At 41.1% G+C, this 3,575-nt stretch carries 6 protein-coding genes and 1 pseudogene; 6 read left to right on the forward strand and 1 reads right to left on the reverse strand.

Features of this window, described 5'->3' with window-relative positions; all coding sequences use genetic code 11:
* The first annotated feature begins 177 nt into the window (after positions 1 to 177).
* The gene (locus PUN32_RS13810) at positions 178 to 696 is read left to right on the forward strand and encodes a phosphoribosyltransferase (protein WP_274723713.1); all 519 of its coding nucleotides are present in this window, start codon (positions 178 to 180) and stop codon (positions 694 to 696) included.
* Between the two features lie 168 nt (positions 697 to 864).
* Positions 865 to 1,560 (forward strand): DUF4145 domain-containing protein, encoded by a 696-nt coding sequence (locus PUN32_RS13815; protein WP_274723714.1) that lies wholly within the window; start codon positions 865 to 867, stop codon positions 1,558 to 1,560.
* A 179-nt stretch (positions 1,561 to 1,739) separates the two neighbouring features.
* Here the strand turns inward: PUN32_RS13815 and PUN32_RS13820 are convergent, their stop codons facing one another.
* The gene (locus tag PUN32_RS13820) at positions 1,740 to 1,871 is read right to left on the reverse strand and encodes a hypothetical protein (RefSeq protein WP_274723715.1); all 132 of its coding nucleotides are present in this window, start codon (positions 1,869 to 1,871) and stop codon (positions 1,740 to 1,742) included.
* Positions 1,872 to 2,229: 358 nt separating this feature from the next.
* Between PUN32_RS13820 and PUN32_RS13830 the strand changes: the two genes are divergently transcribed.
* The 4 genes and pseudogenes from PUN32_RS13830 to PUN32_RS13850 all read left to right on the forward strand — a co-directional run bounded on the left by PUN32_RS13830 (position 2,230) and on the right by PUN32_RS13850 (position 3,334).
* Positions 2,230 to 2,517, forward strand: coding sequence for a type II toxin-antitoxin system RelE/ParE family toxin (locus PUN32_RS13830; RefSeq protein WP_274723716.1), 288 nt, complete (start codon positions 2,230 to 2,232; stop codon positions 2,515 to 2,517).
* Between the two features lie 10 nt (positions 2,518 to 2,527).
* On the forward strand, positions 2,528 to 2,845 hold the full coding sequence (locus PUN32_RS13835) for a HigA family addiction module antitoxin (RefSeq protein ID WP_274723717.1): 318 nt from the start codon (positions 2,528 to 2,530) through the stop codon (positions 2,843 to 2,845).
* Between the two features lie 347 nt (positions 2,846 to 3,192).
* Positions 3,193 to 3,240, forward strand: a pseudogene (locus PUN32_RS13845) (DUF645 family protein); the annotation flags it as partial.
* Between the two features lie 4 nt (positions 3,241 to 3,244).
* Positions 3,245 to 3,334, forward strand: coding sequence for a Tfp pilus assembly protein (locus tag PUN32_RS13850; RefSeq protein WP_230638955.1), 90 nt, complete (start codon positions 3,245 to 3,247; stop codon positions 3,332 to 3,334).
* Positions 3,335 to 3,575: the final 241 nt, after the last annotated feature.

A 3,575-nucleotide genomic window follows, 5' to 3' on the forward strand; every position in this document is an offset into this window, starting at 1 on the left:
AGACTTTTTACCCATTTGGTCGTGACCTAACAAGCGATTCAAGACAGATTCACAACGCGCGGCATTGGCGTGATGCGAGAACGACAGTGATGAACATTGTGATGCGTTGAGTTGGTTTAGGCGTTGCTCACTGCTTAATCGGGCGTTATGCTGCTGAGTAAATAATAGGAATCGAGTATGAAATCTTCACATATTGGTGAATTGGTTTTGAATGAGCAACAGATTCTAAATGGAGTTGAAATCGTAGCTGGTAAATTAAACAGTCAGTTTAGTGAAGCAGTTATTATTACAGTTGTCCCGGGAGGTATATTGTTTACTGCGGACTTAGTGCGTAAGCTAAAGTTTGATATTAAAATGGATTATATTTCTTGCCCCCATACTCCTGGAGATAGAAATAATCAGTCAATGATTGTCTTTCATGAAAATATTTCACTTGATTATAAAGATGTTATTGTAGTTGATGATGCAATTGAATCAGGTGGCACAATGAAAAAATTGATAGCCTATATTCAAGATAATTACCAAGTGAGATCTTTATCGGTTGCAACACTATTGGTTAAACCAAGTCGTGTAGAGATTCCCGTACCACAGTTTTATGCTTACGAAATGCCAAATGATGACTTGCTTGTTGGATACGGTTTACCGTGGAAAGATCAGCTAAGGAATGTACCTTACATATCGAAATTGGTGTTGTAATCAACCCGCAGCATAACAAACGCCTCAAGAGGGACTGTCAACGCGCGGCATTTCTGTTATGCGGCAGGTTTTTGTGGTTAATTTAGTGTGCGTTAAGTTGGGTTGTTGCGTTGCCAGCCCCTTAGGCGGGCGTTAAGTGCTTTAGGTATACAAAATCAAGGAGATATTATGTCAATGTTGGTCGCAGATTGTCCTAGATGTGGCGCAAACGAAATTACTTTTGATCTTAAAAATCAAGTCCCCTCATATACAGAATATAATTGGAAGCAATACCTTGAAGTTTTCTGTGTATGCCGAGCATGTTTTAAACCAACTATATTTCTAGTGTCTCAGAAAGAACCTTCGTATGCCAATTACATTAAAGAAGGGTTGCATAAGTTAAATGTCGCGGTAAATGAAATTATAGATGTAGAACGTTATATTGGAATTCAAGATAACGCTGCTGATGTTCCGCCTGAGTATTTACCTCTGGACATTGAAAAAATATTTAAAGAAGGTGCTGCCTGTATGTCAATTGGCTGCTACAACGCTGCAGCTACTATGTTTAGATTATGTCTAGATTTAGCAACAAAATCTCTATTGCCCGAAGAAGCGGAGGGCCTAACTAGTCGAATAAAACGAAACTTAGGACTTCGTCTTCCTTGGATGTTTGAACAACAGATACTTCCGCAAACTTTACAAAACTTGTCGACATGCATTAAAGATGATGGGAATGATGGGGCACATGAAGGTGTGCTTTCTAAAGAGGATGCATCAGATATCTTGGATTTTACTTTCATTCTTCTTGAGCGCCTGTATACGGAGCCGCGTAGGCTCGAAATTGCAAGTGAAAGAAGATCTGCTAGGCGGCAAACACGCACTTAACAAACGCCTCAAGAGGGACTGTCAACGCGCGGCGTTTCCAGTCCCATTGAGCCGTGGTGGTTTCAGTTGTTGCGTTTGAGTTTAGTAGTATGCGTTGCCAGCCCCTTAGGCGGGCGTTATAACACATTAGTTTTCAACAGGGTGAAAATAAGCCCCATAAGGTTTGGGGCTCAAATTAATCACTCGCCTTTTTTGTGTTGGTGTTCTTTCAGATCTGGATGTTTCGGCTTGTTTTCAGGAGTGACTCGACGTCTTTGGTCAGTTTTTCCGGTTGATTCAGCTTTTGGTTTTGGTCCTGGTTTAATACCCATATTTACCTCCGTATAGCTTATGCAATTGAGCTCATTAAGGTTATCATCGGTCTGGTATACGATAAATGCTAATCTTTGGTCTAAAGTGTGTTTTGTGCGGTTGATCTGAAAGCTTAGTTTTAGGAAAAATGTGTTATAACAAACGCCTCAAGAGGGACTGCCAACGCGCGGCATTTTTGTTATGCGGTAGGTTTTGTGGTTAATTTGGTATGCGCTAAGCTGGTTTGTGCGTTGCCAGCCCCTTAGGCGGGCGTTATGTACTTTTCTGAAATTTCTCTACCTAAAATCAAACTTGTGCACAGTGTGATTATGCGTTAGTCTTCATCTATGGATGCACAATGAGACAGTGCAAGTTGCAATGGCATTAGAATTTAAAGATAAGTGGTTAGAGCAGTTTTATGAGGATGATAAACGACATCGTTTTATTCCAAGCAGCATAGAAAATGCTCTATTTCGAAAGTTGGAAATCTTAGATGCGGCTCAAGCTGAATCTGACTTAAGAATTCCACCGGGTAATCGTTTTGAACATCTTGAAGGAAATCTTAAAGGTTGGTGCTCAATTCGAGTAAATAAACAATATCGTTTGATTTTTCAGTGGGTTGATGGTGTTGCACTAAATACTTACTTAGACCCACATAAGTATTGAGGTAACGGCTATGCGTAAGACAAAACGTCGTCCAGTGAGCGTTGGCGAAATGTTAAAAGAAGAATTTCTTGAACCGATGGGCATTACATCAAAAGCGCTGGCTGAAGCAATGGGTGTACACCGAAATACAGTGAGTAATTTGATTAATGGTGGTGTATTAACGGCTCCGGTAGCTATCAAGTTAGCAGCAGCATTAGGTAACACGCCAGAGTTTTGGCTTAACATTCAACATGCAGTTGATCTTTGGGACACGAGAAATCGTTATCAAGAAGAAGCAAAGTTTGTAAAGCCGTTGTTTGTTTCGCTGGAACAAAGCGCACGTACATAACAAACGCCTCAAGAGGGACTGTCAACGCGCAGCATTTTTGGTATGCGGTGATTTTTGTGGTTAATTTGGTATGCGTTAAGTTGGTTGGTGCGTTGCCAGCCCCTTAGGCGGGCGTTAGCTTCTTAAAGGCTAGAATCATCAAAATCTAAGTTCATTTGTTGTGAAAATCAGTTTTTAGCATTCAAATATCACAACTTGGCTTTCGAGTTTTTCTGATGCCGATTTGGTAGAAAGTGTTGGAAGTTCAACAGGTTCAAAGCCGCTGAAAACCCACAAGCCTCGATGCTTCAAGGTTGTTGGATGTTCCACACAGCAAGTTTGGTTTCACAAAAGGCTGCATCATCGCTGTGATCTTGCATTCTTTGTCGCGGACTCTTAATCGTGGCCAACTTAGCCTAGATCTTTTTAAGTTTTGGCTGCCAGCTTCACAGCTTTTGGCGTTGGACGTGTGTTTGTGAGATGCTTCTGCGTAAAATGGCTTTCAAATAAAGGTGTTTAAAAATCATTATTAAACAATAGGCTACGAAGCTAACAAACGCCTCAAGAGGGACTGTCAACGCGTAGCGTTTCCAGTCCCATTGAGCCGCGGTGGTTACGGTTGTTGTGATTGAGTTTAGTGGTATGCGTTGCCAGCCCCTTAGGCGGGCGTTATTATTCACCTAAATTTAGTAAAACACCTTGATATCACGGTAAAAATTTTCATGTGATCCAAGTGCGATAAGCTCAAGTG

This window comes from Vibrio chanodichtyis (assembly GCF_028863985.1).
GTDB lineage: Bacteria > Pseudomonadota > Gammaproteobacteria > Enterobacterales > Vibrionaceae > Vibrio > Vibrio chanodichtyis.